Consider the following 14,749-nt stretch of genomic DNA (forward strand, 5'->3'; position numbering starts at 1 on the left):
AGACCCTAGCCCGCCCCAGCTTCTTTGCGGAGGCTCCAGGCATACTCCAGAATTTTGGCCGGAATGTCCACGCCGGTGGTGCTCACCGAGTTCTTGAACTCCATGGTGTGGTTGACCTCGTTGACCAACAAACCCCTGGGCGACTCGAACAGGTCAATGGCCACCACCCCATCCCCCACGGCTTTGGCCGCACGCACGGCCAGGTCGGCCAGCTCGGGCGTGACGGGGCAGTTCGAGGCCTTCCCCCCACGGGCGGTGTTGGTAATCCAGTGGGCCGAGGTGCGGTAGATGGCCCCGATGCAGGTGTCGCCCACCACAAAGGCCCGGATGTCGCGGCCCCCTTTCTCTACCAGTTCCTGCACGTAGTAGAGCTGGTGCTGGTAGCCCCCCAGCACTTCCTTGTGCTCCAGCACCGTTTCGGCCGCGTCGCGGTCGCGGATGAGCGAGAGCAGGCGGCCCCAGCTGCCTACCACCGGCTTCATCACCACTGGGTAGCCCATCTCTTCGATGAGCTTCAGGGCTTCCTCAGCCTCGGTGGCCAGGGCGGTTTTGGGCTGGGGCACCCCGTGGGCCTCGAGGGCGCAACTCGTAGCCCACTTGTCGCCACAGACCTCAATGACCTCCGGCGCGTTCACCACCGGAATCCCCAGGCTTTTCAGGTAGCGCGAGACCGCCAGCCCCTTGCTCTGCGAGACCAGGCGCTCCACCGCGCAGGTGACACCCTCGAGCTCCGGGGGCCGCGTCCCCAGCTTCATGGGCAGTTGCTTGGCGTAGATTTTCTTGAAAGGAATGCCCAGCCCCTCGGCGGCCTTGAAGAGCATCTCCTCATCGGGGCGGATGCGGTCATAAAGGATGGCGAGCATAGCTAAAAGGCGCAATCTCTGGGTGCTAGGGGCTCTAGCCAAGCCCCCAGCGCCCAAAGGGATTACTCGCCCCAGTCCTCCGCTTCCTCGGGGGCTGCGGCCAGTTTGGGGGGATCCAGTGAGATCACCTCAAACTCTTGTCCGGTTTCGTCGTCTACTACGAGCTCGCCCAGCTCAGGGTTCTCCAGTTCGATGGTAGCTCCCGTCTCGGGGTTTTCAAACGCAATCTTGGCCATTTTGATCACTCCTTTGATCGTTATTGCTTCGCAACATAGCGCTCAGCCTAGTTTCGGTAATCCCGCTCGTCATCCTCGTCGGCCTCGACTTCTGACCAGTCGGGGGTGAAGGTGTAGCCGCAGTTGTCACAGGTCACGCTCTCGCCCTCGGCTTCCACGGCGATCTCGTGCTCGCAGCGCGGGCAGAGCACATAAAACCCATCTTCTCCTCCCTCCACCGCGACCAGCTCGATGGGGTCGAGCGAAAGGATCTCAAGATAGGCCCCGCAGTTCTCACACTCCAACACATCCCCCTCGAGCAACTCGGCATACTCCTCTACCGGGATGTAGATCGGGTCGTGACAAACCGGGCATACGGTTTCGACATCGTCCATAAGGCCCTCCAGCCCCCACAGTTTACGGGGTTTCACCGGGGAATTTCCCATGACGCTTGTAGTACTCCAAGATGCTGCCCTCGCGCAGGGCCTCGAGCAAGAACCCCGGCGGGGGCCGCAATTGGAAGGTCTCCCCTCCTCGGCGCAGGAGCCCGCGCTCCAGCTCGAGCTCCACCTCATCGCCGTCCTGAAGCGCGTCTACCACCTCCGGGGCCTCGAAGGGCAGGATGCCCAGGTTAACCAGGTTGCGGTAGAAGATGCGGGCATAGCTCTTGGCGATGATGGCCTTCAGGCCCAGCTTGCGCAGGGCTTCCGGGGCGTACTCGCGGGAAGAGCCCAGCCCGGTGTTTTTGCCCGCCACCAGAATATCGCCCGGCTGGTAGTTCGGCGCGAAATCGGGGCGGAAATGGGCGAAGGCATAGGTGTGAAACTTATCCTCCCCCACCATGAAGGGGGCGTACTTGCCGGGGAGGATATCGTCGGTGTTGATGGAATCGCCAAACTTCCAAACCCTAGGCATGGGTTCCCTCCAGTTCCTCCGGGGTGGTGATGTACCCCGCGATGGCTGTGGCCGCCGCCACCCGGGGCGAAGCCAGATAGATTTCGGCATCCGCCGCACCCATGCGCCCTTTGAAGTTGCGGTTGGAGGTGCTCACGCACACCTCGCCGGGGGCCAGCACCCCCTGGTGCCGCCCCATGCAGGGCCCACAGCCGGGGGTGCCCAGGGTTGCGCCCGCTTGCAGCAGGGTGAGCAGGGTGCCGTCGGCGGTGGCCTGCTCGAGCACCTCCGACGAAGCCGGAATCACCAGCATCCGCACCCCCGGCGCCACCTTGCGGCCCTTGAGGATGGCGGCGACCTCGTGCAGGTCATCGAGCCGCCCGTTGGTGCAGGTGCCCACAAACACCTGGTCTACCTTCTTGCCCCTGACCTGCGCCACCTCCTCTACGTTGTCCACGTAGAAGGGCACCGAGACCCGGGGGGTGAGGGTGGAGAGGTCAATCTCGACCTGCTTCGCATACACCGCGTCCTGGTCGGGGTACAGCCACTCGGGTATCGGATAAAGTTCCAGAATCTCGCCACTGGGCACCACCAGGCCGCACTTGGCCCCGGCCTCCACGGTCAGGTTGGCCAGGGTCAGGCGCTGGCTGCGGGTCAGGGATTCGGCCCCGTCTACCAGGTGCATCTCGATGCTCATGTAGGTGGCCCCGTCGGCGGTGAGGACGCGGATCATCTCGAGGGCTGCGTCCTTGGCCGTAGTGCCAGGGGCCAGCGAACCGCGGAAGGTCACCTTGACGGTCTCGGGCACCCGTAGCCAGGTGCGCCCCGAGGCCGCCGCCAGGGCGATGTCGGTGGCCCCCATCCCGCTCCCAAAGCAGGCAATCCCGCCGTAGGTGGTGGAGTGGGAATCCGAGCCCAGCACAATCCCCCCCGGCAGGGCCAGCCGCTCTTCAATCAATACCTGGTGGCAGATACCCCGCCCCACATCGAACACCCGGCAGCCGTGGCGGTTGCCCCACTCGCGGATTTCCTTCTGGGCCTTGGCCACCTCCACATTGGCCGCCGGGGCCACGTGGTCTATTACAATCGAGACCTTCTCGGGGAAGCGCGGGGTGGCCTGGAGCTGCTCCAGCCGCTTGAAGAAGCTCCCGGCGATGGAGTCCACCACCATCACCTGGTCCACCTCCACCACCACCAGTTCGCCCGCCCGTACCTCGCGGCCCGCCCGTTTGGAAAGGATTTTTTCAGCTAAAGTCAGGCCCATATTCGCCTCCGGCAGACGCACAGCCGTGCATCCCTACAAGGGTTCAACCTTTCCTCCAACTTGAATGTAACTTGCTTGTTGCCCATCTGAGCGGTATCGCATGTAAAGCCTTGAGGGCCTCCCCATCGCAGCCCCCTGTAACACCTCGTATTGCTGTTCACCTTGCCAAAACCAAGCCAGGTAACCACATAAGCTGCTAATTGTATAGCTGCCGGCATTATCTTCTGGAATTCCTTTAGCAGGGGCAAAAAAACGCAGTTCGATGTCGTGAGTAGTATTTCCTCGCCGTGAAGGGTCAAAGGTGATCGTCCGACCAGGCCCTGAGAACACCACCACACCATTGGTACCCGTTCGCCGATTGATTTCGGAAATGGCTTCAAAATCCGGTTTTACTTGATCTGGGAAAGCTACCGGAACAATGATATTGAGTTTGCTGTTCCCGGCAACACTTATGCCTTTATCCCAATTAATGTCTTGCCAGTCCAGATCTAAAGCAGCCGCTAGGGCAGGGACATCTAGCTCCCGTTTGTGCTCCCAGGTATCTTCTTGATGGCTCCACCACTTCCCGTCCTGGTAGCTAACCTCGAGCCCCTCCTTCCCCATCTGCACCCACAACCGCTCTTGAATGGCCCCCTGAAGCCGCAGGTGCTCCCCAACCACTAAGGCCCCTGAGTCCGAAGCTCCCTTTTCCTTATCGGGCGAAAAAAACCGCACCTCAGCCCGCCTTGCACCTGCGTTTAAGATAAATCCGGTTAGAGGTACGCCTGTCCTGGAGGCAATTTGCTGCATCTGCTCGAGGTCGCTTACCCCCTCTACGAGGGCCAACCGCTTCCCGCCCCCAGCCACCGCAGCAAAAACCGAGTAGGTATAAATGGTCAGCATGCTAATCCAGGTTCTCCAGACGCACGGTAGGGCCTTCCTCCGGCAACGAGAGCCGGGGGATGCCCTGAGCAGCAGCCAGCTCGAGCAACAGCTCCTCAGGGCGCTTGCCGCGCCCAATCTGGTGGGTATGGGCCTTGAATTCCTGGGTGAGCCGCTTGGCTTGGTCTTTGTCAATGGCCAGGTTCTCTACCTCCTTCAGGTAGTAATAGATCAGGTTCCAGCCTGAAAGCGGCCCCAGCAGGAGTTGGTTCTTGTCCACCCCGAAGTCGTGCAGGCTATGGGCCTCATAAACCCGTTTCTCGCTCAGTACCGCCTTCTGGTGCACCCCGGCGGTATGGGTGCGGTTGGTCAGGGAAACCGGCTCGGTGTAGGGCACCAGCGTGCCCAGGATGGAAGCCATCAACACGTTCAGGGGGTAGCACTGGCTCAGGTTGTACTGCGCGGCAATCTCAGGGTAGCGCTTGGACAGGTTGAACAGCACCCCCGTGACCGAAGGAATCCCGGAGCGCTCAGCCAGGCCCCAGATGGAGGCATCCACATAGCGCACCCCGGCCCGCACGGCGGCATTCACATTCGCCAAGGCCAGGCCCCGGTCGTTGTGGAAGTGGCACTCCAGCCGGGCATCGGGATAACGCGCTTGCAACTGGGTAACTACGGCTACCACGTCCTCGGGCTCGGCGATGCCCACGGTGTCGGGCATGCCCAGGGTGTTCACGTAGGGGTACACCGCGTCGTAGAGGCTAAAGATATCCTCGAGCGGGGTGCGAAACGCATCCTCGGCGCTGAAGCGGATGTACAGGTCGGGATGGGCCTGGCGGGTGGCCCGGATCACCTCTCGGGCCAGCGCCACCGATTCTTCCAGGCTTTTCTGCGCGTTGTGCTGCTGGGCCAGGGGCGAAACCCCCAGGTACAGGTTCAGCCCGTTGCAGCCCACCTCGAGCGCCCGCTGAATATCCTCCAGGTTGCAACGGCAGTGGGCCAAACAATGCAGTTCCCGTGAGGTAAGGGTCTGGGCATAGGCAATCAGCTCACGCACATCCTGCTCTTCCGCTTTGCCCACCACCGGCGAGAAAAACTCAAAGTGGGTCACCCCCAGCTCGATCAGTCCGGCCAGCAGCAGCTTCTTCTCCTCGAGGCTGAAGCGATACTTCCCGGTATCGAAAAGCAGCGGTGACTGCTGCCCATCGCGGAAGGTGGTGTCTATAATTTCGATTCGGTAAGGCTCTGGGTGGGATTTTTCCATAAGGCCATCTCGGTGGGGACGTAAAAAAAGGCCTGCGGTTTCGCAGGCCGGGATACGCGAAGGCGCGGACTAGTTCAGACTAGCCCCCCGGCACTGGATTTTTTTGCACTTCGGATCATCTCGAGTGCCTAGCCTAATGGCGGTATACCAAACTGTCAAGACCCCGGCTTTACCGCAGGCCAAATCCCGGCCTCCGGGGATATTTCTTGTTAAACTGCCCTATGCGACCTCCCACTGAGATTGACCAAACCCCTCCGGAGCTCAAACCCGAACTGGATAAGCTGCACCACGAAGATTCCTGGCGGCTTTGGCGGATGGTCTCGGAGATCGTAGAGGGGTTCGAGGTGCTCTCGAGCCTGAACGTTCCCCTGGTTTCGGTGTTCGGCTCGGCACGGTTTGGCCCCGAGAACCCCCACTATGCCCAGGCGGAATACCTCGGACGGCGGTTGGTGGAAGCGGGGTTCGGGGTGGTGACCGGAGGCGGCCCTGGATTGATGGAAGCCGTCAATAAGGGCGCCTATCAGGCTGGAGGCATCTCGGTGGGGCTCAATATCCGTTTGCCGCACGAGCAGGTGGCCAATCCCTACCAAACCCATGCCCTTACCTATCGCTACTTCTTCACCCGCAAGCTGATGTTCGTGCGCTACGCCAGTGCTTTCGTAACGCTGCCGGGTGGGCTGGGCAGCCTGGATGAGCTGGCCGAGGTGCTGGTGTTGGTGCAGACCGGAAAGGTGCACCGTTTCCCGATTTTCGCCCTGCCCAAGGGGTACTGGTCGGGCTTGGTGGACTGGATTCAGGGAACCCTGCTCCAGGAGCGGGCCATCTCCCCCGAAGACCTGAGCCTGATTCAGCTTGTAAACAGCGCAGAGGAGATCTTGGAGGTCCTGACCAATCCCAACGGCATAGATCCATAGGCCCCGCGGCTTGGTGGGTTGCTCGCGGTAAGCTAAGGGTCATGCTGATCTATGGTCGAAACCCAGTCTTGGAGGCTTTGCGCGAAGGTCAGGTCAGCCGCCTATGGGTTGCTCGAGGGGTGGAGGGCTGGCTGCTGCGCGAGCTAAAAGCCCTGGAGGCAGAGTATGAACTGGTTCCGCGCATCGAGCTCGATCAGATGGTCCGCACCACCGCGCACCAAGGGCTGGTGGCCGAGATTGAAGAGGCCACCTACGCCGACCCGGAGGCCCCCTTTCGCCTGGCGAAGGAGCGTGGTGAGCAGGTCCTGCTGGTGGTGCTGGACGGCGTGACCGACCCGCGCAACTACGGGGCCCTAATCCGCAGCGCCTTTGCCCTGGGGGCGCACGGGGTCATCACCGAAGAGCGACGCAGTGCCCCCTTATCGGCCCTGGTGCTCAAAGCCTCGGCGGGCACGGCCCGCAAGATTCCCCTGGTGCAGGTCAAGAACATTGCGCGGTATCTCGAGCAGCTCAAGGAACAGGGCGTCTGGGTGTACGGCACCAGCGGCAAAGCCAACAAGACCATCGCCGAACTGGACTACCGTCGCCCCCTGGCGATTGTAATTGGCTCGGAAGGCGAGGGTATGCGCCGCCTGGTGACCGAGCACTGCGACGAGCTGGCCCGAATCCCCTTGGCCCAAGGGGCCGAGAGCCTGAATGCGGCGGTGGCCCTGGGGGTGGTGCTGTATCAGGTGGGACTGGGCCGAGGGATGGGATAAGGATTTATCGGTAGTACTTGTTCGTATCCTGCAGGTGCCCTTGAAACTCGGTGTTGAGGAACAGCCGCCCCTGGGCATGCAAAAAATAGAGGTAAGGCCGCCCCTCGGCATCGGTGCGCTTGGGCTCGAGCACCGCCTGTAGGGCATCCTCCCCAGGGTTGCCGATGGCGGTGGGCGGGAGCCCCCGGTGAATGTAGGTGTTGTAGGGGGTGTCTTTTTCGAAATCTCCGGCGTTGCGATCGAGCTCGGGCAAGCGCTTACCCAGGCCGTAGGCCACCGTGGGGTCGGCCTGCAAGGGCATGCCAACCTTGAGGCGATTGAGAAAAACCCCCGCGATCAGCGGGCGCTCTGCCGCATTGGCGGCTTCGGCTTGAACAATCGAAGCCATGGTAACCCAGTCCTGGATGCTAAGCCCCAGCTTTTGCAAGGCCGCCCGGGCCTGGGGTGTGAACTCCTGCGCCATCCGCCCAGTCATGGCCGCGATAATCTCCTCCGGGGTGGCATCCAGACCAAACTCGTAGGTAGCGGGAAACAAAAACCCCTCGAGCGTCGGACCGGTGGCCTCTGCCGGACGCAGCTTCGCTGGGGGACGGTTTACCAGAGCCAAAAATCCGGCCCCATCCAGGCGGTTTTCGCTGAGCCGCTGGGCCATCTCCACCGCCCGCCAGCCCTCTGGAAAGGTGAGCTTCACCGTGAGCGGCTCGAGCCGTTCGGTTAAGTCCACTGCCACCGCCCGCATCCCCCGACCCTCGAGGCGGTAATAACCGGGGCGCAGGTTTTTGTCCCGATTGGAGAAGCGCAAGTACAGCGCAAACAACGAGCCCGAGCGCACCAGCCCGGCATTCTCCAGCAGCTTTCCCACCGTGCCCGCCCCCGCTCCGCGCGGAATGTGTACCTGGGCAGTTTTCCCGGTGGGGCCCAGCAAAAACAGCACGTATCCCAGCAGGGCAACCAGCAGCACGAACATGATCAGTACCCCGCGCAACACCCAAGGGGCACTGCGTTCCGACCCGGTCTCCACCAGCGATTCAACCGTGGCCTTGGGGTCGGGCGTTTGCGATTCATCCATGCTTACACACCTGTCAAACCCATCAAGTACGACTCCAGCAGGGCTACCGCCGCAGCCTCATCGAGCTTGCCCTTCTCCTGGCGCACCCGCTTAGGCGCATGCGCCAGCCGGGACAAACCAATCTTGGTGGTGTAGCGCTCATCCAGAAGTTCGACCTCGAGCCCCGCAGCCCGCAGCTCCTCAACCAAGCCCATCACCCGCTCAGCCTGAAGGCTCGGCTTGTTGTCGGTTCGCAGCGGCAGCCCCACCACGAAGCGCTCTATCCCCTCCGATTGGGCAAACCCCACCAGCGCCCGCAGATCCTCCGTAGGGGCCTTACGCATCAGATATCCGCGCCCAAAGGCCCAGGGCGAGCCCGTTTCTCCCACCGCAAGGCCAATCCGAGCCTCTCCCACGTCGAGAGCCGCCACCTTCACTCGGCCCATTATGCCATCTCAGGTTGAAACCAAACTGAGATCCTCCGCGCAGTAGGCCCAGGAGGTCTCGAATTCCGCTCGTAGCCCAATCCTCAACTGGGTCGCATTCTGGGCCCGGACTCAGGGTTAGCCTAGGAGCCGTGAACCGCTTGCCGCTGTTTCCCCTACCTGAAACCGTGGTGTTCCCCGGACTAATGATCCCCCTGTTTATCTTCGAAGAGCGCTACAAACAAATGGTCAAGGACTTGCTGGCTCAGGAAGAAGGGCAGCGCCGCTTTGTAATCACCCTGTCTGAGGATTCGGGGATCCGCGAGGTAGGGGGGTATGTGGACCTTCTGGCGGTACAGGAAAACCCGGATGGAACCTTTAATATCGTCTGCCGGGGCGGGGAGCGCTGTCGCATCGAGGGGGCGGGGGCGTTTGATACGCTTTATCAAACTACCTTGGATATCCCCGAGCCGCTCCTGCGCTCCGATCCCAGCAGTGAGGCGGTAGCCGCTTGGGATGCTATGGACGTGTTTCGCAGCTATGTGGCCGGGAAGGCCGATCCCAAGGCCCTCGAGGACGCCATCGCAAGCCTGCCCGATGATCCGCTCTACCAGGCTTCCTTTCTCTGCGTGAACCTCCAGGTGAGCGCCGCCGACAAACAGGCCCTGCTCGAGGCACCCTCGCTGGTGGCCCGGCTCGAGCTGGCCCAAGCCCTGATGCGCCAAAGCCTGACCTCGGGGGGCTCAGCCCTGGCCTAAAGCGGAGCCGTTAGAATCCCCCTATGGAGCTCCAAGGCAAAACCGCCCTCATCACCGGGGGGGCCAGCGGGATCGGAAAGGCCATCGCCGAGGTCTTCACCCGAGAAGGGGCGCGGGTTCTCCTGGCAGACCTCGCCGCTTCCGGCGCACAAACCGCCCAGGCCCTCGGTGCGATGTTCCTTCAAGCCGATCTTTCCGATCCCGAGCAGGTGACCCAGCTGGCCCACAAGGCCCTCGAGGCCGGGCCGGTGAATATCCTGGTCAACAACGCGGGGCTTCAACGGGTACACCCGCTGGAGGCGTTTCCCCTCGAGACCTGGAACCGGATGCTGCAGGTTCTGCTCACGGCGCCCTTTCAGCTCACCCAGGCCCTGCTGCCGGGAATGAAAGCCCGCCGCTGGGGGCGCATCCTCAACCTTGCCAGCATCCATGCCCTGGTGGCAAGCCCCAACAAGGCCGCCTATGTGGCGGCCAAGCACGGGCTGTTGGGCCTGACCAAAACGGTGGCGCTCGAGGCGGCCGAGTACGGCATCACCTGCAACGCGATCTGCCCGGCTTATGTGCGCACGGCCCTGGTCGAGTCGCAGATCGCCGATCAAGCCCGCACCCTGGGTATCCCCGAGGCCGAGGTGATAGAGCAAGTGATGTTGGCACCCGCTGCCCTCAAACGGCTGATTGAGCCCCAAGAAGTGGCCGAGTTTGCCCTGTTCCTAGCCTCGGAGCGGGGCAGCGCAATCACCGGCTCAGCCCAGACCATGGATCTGGGTTGGACGGCACGCTAGGCCCGTCAAGCCCTGTTCCCGCTGGGAGCCGCAGAGCACAAGTCCTTCACCAGGCCCTATGCGGCCTTAGCCGGAGGGGGTTGTATGCTCCATGCATTTTGTTATACACTTCCCATTAGGAGGAGGTGAGAGGAATGATGTGGATCCAAGTTCGAGTTCACGCGTTTGGCCTAAAAGCGGCGATCGGGACTTGTGAGGACGCCCCCGTTCCCGGCACCTCTTTCAACGGCTAACCCCCCCTAAAGCTCAAAGGATTCCGGCCCGGTAGATTGACGATCCGTCCGGCTCTGCTGTAGAGCACCCCCCGAAGCGGTGATCCCGCGTACGGTAGCGCTCGAGAGGTTATCTCCATCTGCGAGCTGTGCCCAGAGCCCCTACCCAAACCCTGGGAGGGTTCATGAACTTTCACGAGTATTACCAACAACAAAAGATCGCCGAGCAAAAGGTCCAGCAGTATTACCAGGAGGCTCGCCAAGCCCAAGCCGTGAAGGTGGCTCAGGTTCGCCCCTACGCAGCCATGCGCAAGGCCATTGCCCAGTTCATGTACCGGGTGGCCGACTGGATCGCCGCCGATAAGCGCTCCGCCGAGCCGGAACCCTCCAGCGGCATCCCCTTCAAGGAGGGGTAATGCCTAGGGTCTGGCCCAAGCGGCCTTGGGGAGCAGGGTCTCGAGCCAGGCCCCAAACTCCCCGAGGCCCCGGCGGTACATCGCGCTGCGCCGATCGGCCTTCTTGCCTTTGAGCGGCAGCGACGGGACCAGCCCCCAGTTGGCGTTCATGGGTTGAAAGCCCTGAGGGTTGGCGCTGGCCAAGTAGCGCACCAGCCCCCCCAGCATCGAGGCCTCGGGAGGAACCACCGGCTCCAAGCCCTGGGCCAGGCGCGCGGCATTGGTCCCGGCCAGCCAGCCGGTGGCGGCGGACTCGAGATACCCCTCCACCCCGACCAACACCCCACAGATCAAAGCACGCGGGTGAGATTGCAATTGCAGGGTCGGGCCAATCAGCCGGGGGGCGTTGAGGTAGGTGTTGCGGTGCATCACCCCGTAACGCACGATCTCAGCCTGCTCGAGCCCCGGAATGCCCTGCACCACCAGCTTTTGGTCCCCCCATTTCAGCCCGGTCTGAAACCCCACCAGGCTCCACATCTGCCCTGAGCGGTCCTCAGCCCGCAGCTGCACCACCGCAAAGGGCTCCTTTCCCGTGCGGGGATCGGGCAAGCCTACCGGTTTCATGGGCCCGAAACGTGGGGTATCGTAGCCGCGCCGAGCCATCTCCTCAATGGGCATACAGCCCTCAAAAAACTCCAGCCGCTCCCAATCGTGGGGGGTATGCGAGCGGGCCTGGCTCAGCAGCTCGTAAAAACGGGCGTACTCCTCCGCGGTCAAGGGGCAGTTGAGGTAATCCTCGCTTTGACCATACCGCCCAGCCCGATAGGCTTTGGTCCGGTCAATGCTCTCCCCCAACACCACCGGTGCCGCCGCGTCGTAAAAACCCAAGAACTCCTGACCTACCCAGGTCTTCAGATGCTCCGCCAGGGCGTCGGAGGTGAGCGGACCCGTAGCAATTACCACAATCCCCTCGGGCACCGCGGTGAGCTCTTCGCGCACCACCTCAAGGTTGGGGTGGTGCTCCAGGGCTTCTGTCACAAACCGCGAAAACCCTTCCCGCTCGACCGCCAAGGCCCCGCCTGCCGGAACCCGATGGGCCTCGGCAGCCCGCATCACCACCGAGTTTGCGGCCCGCATCTCGGCCTGCAACAGCCCTTTGGCATTGGTTTCTCCCTCGCCCCCCAGGGAGTTGGAACAGACCAGCTCGGCTAAATCCCCGGTGTGGTGCGCCGGGGTCATGCGCTGGGGGCGCATCTCGTATAAACGCACCTTCGCTCCCGCCTGGGCCGCGGCCAAAGCCGCCTCGCTTCCGGAAAGCCCGCCCCCGATCACGGTCACCTCTGCAGCCAACACCCCTGTAGTGTACCGCGCCCGGCTGGCCCCTCCACACCGAAGCCCAAACTACAAAAGCTTTCACCATGGCATAACCATAATTATTTACACTCTTTGTAAATCGCTTTTTCGCCTGAAGTACCCCCCCTTTGCTGAAAGGAGGAAGGTATGTGGTTTAAGGAAGAACTCGAGACCGTCATTCATGCCCCGCGCGAGGCGGTATGGGCCGCCTTCCAGGACTTCCCCTCGTGGCCCACCTGGTCCAGCTACCTCAAAGAGGTCAGCCGCTCGGGTGGCGGCTGGAAGTTTCGGGCCCGGGCCCAGCCGCCGGTGGACCTGGTCTGGGTGGCGGAGGCGGTGCGGCGCGAACCACCGGAGTACCTGGAGTTTGCCAGCGTTCCCGGCGCGCCCCACAACCTCGAGGTACGGGGCAGCGTGCGCATGACCGAAGAGGAGGGGTTTACCCGCATCCACCTGGTGTTCGAGGGGCGTCCTCACTACGACTCCAAAGTGCTGGGCCGGGCAGCCGACTGGTATGCCGCCACCTTCGGCGAACCCAACAAGGTGATCAAGCTAACCTTCGAGCAGTTCAAAGCCCACCTCGAGCGCTCCCCGGTGGCCCACCCTGCTCCTGGTCCTGCCGCGCATACCTAAGTGGGTCGGGGCCAATGGCGTAAAATGGGTACATGAGTAGAAAAATTCGCGTTTTGGTCGCCAAGCCCGGCTTAGACGGGCACGATCGCGGAGCCAAGGTGGTGGCTCGAGCCCTGCGGGATGCCGGGATGGAGGTGATCTATACCGGCTTGCGCCAAACCCCAGAGATGATCGTCTCCGCGGCCCTACAAGAAGACGTGGATGCCATCGGGCTCTCGATCCTCTCAGGCGCGCATATGCACTACTTCAGCGAGGTGCGCCGCCTGCTGCACGAGCAAGGGGCCGATGACATCTTGCTGTTTGGCGGGGGAATTATCCCCGATGAGGATGTGCCTCAGCTCAAGGAGCTGGGGGTCTCGGCGGTGTTTGGCCCCGGAACCTCAACCCAGGACATCGTGGAGTTCTTGGGTAAGGCCACGCCCCCCCGCTGGGCCGCGCAGGGCTAATTTCAACCGAAGGGAGTTCCCGTGCCCACTCGATCCGTCAAGCCCAAGAAGCCCCACCGCAAAGGCAAAGCGCCCCAGCCGCAGGTTAACGTAGGCAGTACCCCCCAACCCACGGCCTGGGTGAGGGTCCCCCTGGAATCTGAAGTTCCTGAGGATGTGCAGGCCCTCTTCGGCAAATTTCGTGAGAAGACCGGTTTTGTGCCTAATGTGGCCCGTAATTTTGCCCTGATGCCCGAGCACTTCCTGCGCTGGTTCCGCTACTACGATTTCCTGATGCGCAACGAGGAGCACAGCCAGCTCTCCCGCCGCGAGCGGGAAATGATCGCGGTGGTGGTCTCTGCCGCCAATCACTGTGAGTATTGCCTGGCCTCTCACTCCGCCTACCTGCGGGAGATCACGGGGGATCCGGTACTGCCAGAGGTGCTCGCGGCCAACTACCGGCGTGCCCACCTAGGCCCCCGCGAGCTGGCCCTGTGCGATTTCGCCCACAAGATGACCCATGATTCGGCGGCGATGACCCTCGAGGATGTGCAGGTGCTACGCTCCTTGGGTTTATCCGATCCGGCCATCTTTGAGGCCGCCCAGGTAGCGGCCATGTTCAACTTCACCAACCGCCTGGCCAACGCCCTGGGTTGGGTGCCCAACGAGGTCTACTACCGTCAGGCTCGAGAATACGGCGAGCCTCAAGGCTAACTCCAGGGGGGACCCCTGGTTAGAATGGGGGCATGGGCGGTATTCGACCGTTTCTAGGCTGGACTGCGGCAGCGCTGTTGGTTGGCGGGCTGCTATACCTAGCCCAAAGCCAAGGGATCTTCCACACCTCATTCCCGGTCTGGGCATTGGGGATGGTCTTGGTATGGGCCTTAGGGTTCATCAACCTGCTGGCCCGGGGACCGCGTTAGCGAGGCAAAACCCAGTAAAAAAACACCCGCTGGACTGGCGGGTGTTTGGGGGCCTTCTGGTGCCCGGCTCAGTAGGAAGCCTACAGCCCTGCTCCCTTCTCGAGCGCCGCCGAGATCACTCCGAGTTCCTGGGCCTCGCGCTGCTCGATCTTGGCCTTGATCCGCTTTAGGGTGGTTACCTCCTCCAGGGCCCGCTGGTCGAGCGTATCGGAGATAAACTTGATCTGCTCGTTGATCTCGGGGATGGAGATCTGCTCCAGGGCGTTCACCCGCCGGTTGGTCTTCTTGATCTCCTCCCCGATCTTGCGCAAGCGGTTTTCGGTATTGGCTACCGCGACCACCGCCTCGGCCAGGGCGCGGAAAGCGGTGGCGGCCTCGAGGGTCTTGGCCCCTACCCCGATGGGGCTGAAGGAAAGCGCCCCCTTCGAGGTGGAGGCCTTGATTTTGGGCACCTTGACCCCATAGAGGCTATCCACCTCCATCTCCACCTCCATGGGGGTGCTCGAGAGCGACTCCACCGCCTCGGGGGTATCGAAGGCTTTGGCGATCAACAAGCTGAAATAGGCGTCCTTAGCTGCGCTTTCCAAGGCTTCCCTGGCCTTGAGCGAGCTCTGCACCAGGGCAAAGAATTCGCCAATCAAGGCATCCCGCTTGTTCTTCAAAAGATCCGCACCTTGCAGGGCCAGCCGGCGCTGGTCGCGTTTGGCCAGGAGGGTAGATCGGGTTGGTGAGACTTGTTCCGCCATGCGTATCTCCGTTGCA

General features: G+C 62.3%; 20 protein-coding genes. 9 read left to right on the forward strand and 11 right to left on the reverse strand.

Going from position 1 to position 14,749, the window contains the following annotated elements; all coding sequences use genetic code 11:
* Positions 1-5: 5 nt before the first annotated feature.
* The 7 genes from lysX to Mgrana_RS02035 all read right to left on the reverse strand — a co-directional run bounded on the left by lysX (position 6) and on the right by Mgrana_RS02035 (position 5,361).
* On the reverse strand, positions 6-863 hold the full coding sequence (lysX, locus tag Mgrana_RS02005) for a lysine biosynthesis protein LysX (protein WP_119355938.1): 858 nt from the start codon (positions 861-863) through the stop codon (positions 6-8).
* 62 nt (positions 864-925) lie between these two features.
* The gene (gene lysW / locus Mgrana_RS02010; protein WP_119356027.1) at positions 926-1,099 is read right to left on the reverse strand and encodes a lysine biosynthesis protein LysW; all 174 of its coding nucleotides are present in this window, start codon (positions 1,097-1,099) and stop codon (positions 926-928) included.
* A 47-nt stretch (positions 1,100-1,146) separates the two neighbouring features.
* A complete protein-coding gene (locus Mgrana_RS02015) occupies positions 1,147-1,473 on the reverse strand; it encodes a paraquat-inducible protein A (protein ID WP_119355939.1) in 327 nt (108 codons plus the stop codon).
* Between the two features lie 22 nt (positions 1,474-1,495).
* Positions 1,496-1,993, reverse strand: a complete 498-nt coding sequence (locus Mgrana_RS02020) for a LeuD/DmdB family oxidoreductase small subunit (protein ID WP_119355940.1) — start codon at positions 1,991-1,993, stop codon at positions 1,496-1,498.
* On the reverse strand, positions 1,986-3,236 hold the full coding sequence (locus Mgrana_RS02025) for a 3-isopropylmalate dehydratase large subunit (RefSeq protein ID WP_119355941.1): 1,251 nt from the start codon (positions 3,234-3,236) through the stop codon (positions 1,986-1,988). Before Mgrana_RS02025 ends, Mgrana_RS02020 begins: the two co-directional genes overlap by 8 nt.
* A 33-nt stretch (positions 3,237-3,269) precedes the next feature.
* Complete coding sequence (locus Mgrana_RS02030) at positions 3,270-4,118, reverse strand: PhzF family phenazine biosynthesis protein (RefSeq protein WP_119355942.1); 849 nt, start codon at positions 4,116-4,118, stop codon at positions 3,270-3,272.
* A 1-nt stretch (position 4,119) separates the two neighbouring features.
* Positions 4,120-5,361 (reverse strand): LeuA family protein, encoded by a 1,242-nt coding sequence (locus Mgrana_RS02035; RefSeq protein ID WP_119355943.1) that lies wholly within the window; start codon positions 5,359-5,361, stop codon positions 4,120-4,122.
* A 221-nt stretch (positions 5,362-5,582) separates the two neighbouring features.
* Here Mgrana_RS02035 and Mgrana_RS02040 point away from each other — a divergent pair, with 221 nt between their 5' ends.
* Together Mgrana_RS02040 and rlmB are read left to right on the forward strand one after the other, a co-directional pair.
* Positions 5,583-6,275, forward strand: a complete 693-nt coding sequence (locus tag Mgrana_RS02040) for an LOG family protein (protein WP_119355944.1) — start codon at positions 5,583-5,585, stop codon at positions 6,273-6,275.
* A 41-nt stretch (positions 6,276-6,316) separates the two neighbouring features.
* On the forward strand, positions 6,317-7,033 hold the full coding sequence (gene rlmB, locus Mgrana_RS02045) for a 23S rRNA (guanosine(2251)-2'-O)-methyltransferase RlmB (protein WP_119355945.1): 717 nt from the start codon (positions 6,317-6,319) through the stop codon (positions 7,031-7,033).
* A gap of 4 nt (positions 7,034-7,037) precedes the next feature.
* Here rlmB and mltG read toward each other — a convergent pair whose 3' ends face one another.
* Positions 7,038-8,000 (reverse strand): endolytic transglycosylase MltG, encoded by a 963-nt coding sequence (gene mltG, locus Mgrana_RS02050; protein WP_240631217.1) that lies wholly within the window; start codon positions 7,998-8,000, stop codon positions 7,038-7,040.
* Positions 8,001-8,104: 104 nt separating this feature from the next.
* Positions 8,105-8,518 (reverse strand): Holliday junction resolvase RuvX, encoded by a 414-nt coding sequence (gene ruvX, locus Mgrana_RS02055; RefSeq protein ID WP_119356028.1) that lies wholly within the window; start codon positions 8,516-8,518, stop codon positions 8,105-8,107.
* 140 nt (positions 8,519-8,658) lie between these two features.
* On the opposite strand from ruvX, the gene Mgrana_RS02060 reads away from it, so the two are divergent.
* The 3 genes from Mgrana_RS02060 to Mgrana_RS02070 all read left to right on the forward strand — a co-directional run bounded on the left by Mgrana_RS02060 (position 8,659) and on the right by Mgrana_RS02070 (position 10,674).
* The gene (locus tag Mgrana_RS02060; protein WP_119355947.1) at positions 8,659-9,264 is read left to right on the forward strand and encodes an LON peptidase substrate-binding domain-containing protein; all 606 of its coding nucleotides are present in this window, start codon (positions 8,659-8,661) and stop codon (positions 9,262-9,264) included.
* 23 nt (positions 9,265-9,287) lie between these two features.
* On the forward strand, positions 9,288-10,046 hold the full coding sequence (locus Mgrana_RS02065; protein ID WP_119355948.1) for a 3-hydroxybutyrate dehydrogenase: 759 nt from the start codon (positions 9,288-9,290) through the stop codon (positions 10,044-10,046).
* 397 nt (positions 10,047-10,443) lie between these two features.
* The gene (locus tag Mgrana_RS02070) at positions 10,444-10,674 is read left to right on the forward strand and encodes a hypothetical protein (RefSeq protein ID WP_147021167.1); all 231 of its coding nucleotides are present in this window, start codon (positions 10,444-10,446) and stop codon (positions 10,672-10,674) included.
* A gap of 3 nt (positions 10,675-10,677) precedes the next feature.
* On the opposite strand, the gene trmFO is transcribed toward Mgrana_RS02070, so the two are convergent.
* The gene (trmFO, locus tag Mgrana_RS02075; protein WP_371862076.1) at positions 10,678-12,006 is read right to left on the reverse strand and encodes a methylenetetrahydrofolate--tRNA-(uracil(54)-C(5))-methyltransferase (FADH(2)-oxidizing) TrmFO; all 1,329 of its coding nucleotides are present in this window, start codon (positions 12,004-12,006) and stop codon (positions 10,678-10,680) included.
* Between the two features lie 147 nt (positions 12,007-12,153).
* On the opposite strand from trmFO, the gene Mgrana_RS02080 reads away from it, so the two are divergent.
* The 4 genes from Mgrana_RS02080 to Mgrana_RS16770 are packed head-to-tail and all read left to right on the forward strand — an operon-like array spanning position 12,154 to position 13,987.
* Positions 12,154-12,639 (forward strand): SRPBCC family protein, encoded by a 486-nt coding sequence (locus Mgrana_RS02080; protein WP_119355950.1) that lies wholly within the window; start codon positions 12,154-12,156, stop codon positions 12,637-12,639.
* Between the two features lie 32 nt (positions 12,640-12,671).
* Positions 12,672-13,085 (forward strand): cobalamin B12-binding domain-containing protein, encoded by a 414-nt coding sequence (locus tag Mgrana_RS02085; protein ID WP_119355951.1) that lies wholly within the window; start codon positions 12,672-12,674, stop codon positions 13,083-13,085.
* A gap of 21 nt (positions 13,086-13,106) precedes the next feature.
* Positions 13,107-13,778 carry a peroxidase-related enzyme gene (locus Mgrana_RS02090; RefSeq protein WP_119355952.1) on the forward strand — a complete coding sequence of 224 codons (672 nt, stop codon included), beginning with the start codon at positions 13,107-13,109 and terminating at the stop codon, positions 13,776-13,778.
* A 32-nt stretch (positions 13,779-13,810) separates the two neighbouring features.
* On the forward strand, positions 13,811-13,987 hold the full coding sequence (locus Mgrana_RS16770; RefSeq protein WP_170146373.1) for a hypothetical protein: 177 nt from the start codon (positions 13,811-13,813) through the stop codon (positions 13,985-13,987).
* Between the two features lie 80 nt (positions 13,988-14,067).
* Here Mgrana_RS16770 and Mgrana_RS02095 read toward each other — a convergent pair whose 3' ends face one another.
* Positions 14,068-14,733 (reverse strand): V-type ATP synthase subunit D, encoded by a 666-nt coding sequence (locus Mgrana_RS02095; protein ID WP_119355953.1) that lies wholly within the window; start codon positions 14,731-14,733, stop codon positions 14,068-14,070.
* Positions 14,734-14,749: the final 16 nt, after the last annotated feature.

Origin of the sequence: Meiothermus granaticius NBRC 107808 (assembly GCF_003574355.1) — a bacterium.
GTDB lineage: Bacteria > Deinococcota > Deinococci > Deinococcales > Thermaceae > Meiothermus > Meiothermus granaticius.